This window comes from Mesorhizobium sp. (assembly GCF_004962925.1).
Lineage (GTDB): Bacteria > Pseudomonadota > Alphaproteobacteria > Rhizobiales > Rhizobiaceae > Mesorhizobium.
In genome coordinates this window covers 1-1,391 of sequence record NZ_SUEO01000393.1, presented here as the reverse complement: position 1 = coordinate 1,391, position 1,391 = coordinate 1, and the positions used below count along the sequence as shown (strand labels likewise).

General features: G+C 67.0%; 1 pseudogene. It reads right to left on the bottom strand.

Annotated features, from left to right (window positions below):
- Window positions 1–125: 125 nt before the first annotated feature.
- Window positions 126–1,391, bottom strand: a pseudogene (locus E5W87_RS35310) (hypothetical protein); the annotation flags it as partial.

Sequence of the window (1,391 nt, the reverse complement as noted above, 5' to 3'; positions counted from 1 at the left end):
GCGCGCAGCGCCAAGACGGTTGAGGGGTGTTGGACGGAGTGCCGGCGGTTCCAAGCTGGAACACCCCTCATCCGTCGCCTTCGGCGACACCTTCTCCCACAAGGGGAGAAGGAGAGACGGTGCCGCTACCGCCCCTCGCGATACCACATCGAGCCTATGGCCAGAAGCAGCAGGCCGAGGCCGAGGAACCCGCCGAACAGCGGCACGCGCGAGACGGCCTTCAGCACGCTGTCGTCAGTGGTGCGCAGGCCGATCCAGTCGTTGCCGGTCGCCGCGCCCGAGGCGCGGACCGGGACGACCGACGGCAGCGTCACGCCGCCGGTGAGGTTGCCAAGGGCCGATGATGGCGCCAGCCGGCGCACGCTGCCGACGGTGGCCTCGGCCGGCGCTTTCAGCCGGCCCTCGGTGGAGACGACGTCGGTGAATTCCGGTGCATTGACCGGGCCGACATGGGCAAGCGCCTTCAGGTCGCCATTGCCGACCTGATAGAGGCCGATCTCATTGGTCTCGATGCTGCCCAGGAAGACGCCGGGTTCGGCTCTCTCGAGCTTGACGGTCAGTGCCTTGCCGGACGGGGTGATGATTTGTGCCGGGCCGGGGTCGTCGCTCATCGTCTGGCGGCGGATTTCCAGCATCATGCCGCGGCCGTCGGCGGTCAGCCGCTCCTCCTCGAGCTCGGGCTCCTTCATCAGCCAATGGGCGATGCGGCGGTAGAGCTGGACATGCGGGCCGCCGCCCTCGAAGCCCCGCGCCCACAACCAGCCCTGGTCGGACAAAAACATGCCGACGCGGCCTTCGCCTTTGCGGTCGAGCAAGAGCAGCGGGCGGTTGTCCGCGCCCTTCATCACCGCCTCGCCCTCGGGGTTCTCGACACCGATGGTGCGGAACCAGCGGCTCCAGTGCGGCGGCTCGGTCGCGGAGCCGTCGAGCCCGCGCGTCACCGGATGGCGCTGGCCGAGCTCGGTGAGGCGCGGATAGAAGGCCTTGTCGACGACTTCGCCGGTCGGCATCGCCGGCAGCGCCGACATCAAAGGCGTGCGGGCGATCGAGCTTTCACCGGCATATTCGGGCCCTGCCGCGATCAGCAGCGCGCCGCCCTTTTCGACATATTCGGCGATGTAGTCGTAATAGAGGATCGGCAGCACGTCGCGGTGCTGGTAGCGGTCGAAGATGATCAGGTCGAAATCCTTGATCTTTTCGACGAATAGCTCGCGCGTCGGAAAGGCGATTAGCGACAACTCGTTGATCGGCGTGCCGTCCTGCTTCTCCGGCGGCCGCAGAATGGTGAAGTGGACGAGATCGACCGAAGCGTCGGATTTTAGAAGGTTGCGCCAGGTGCGCTCGCCGGCATGCGGCTCGCCGGAGACCAGCAGCACGCGCAAATTCTCGCG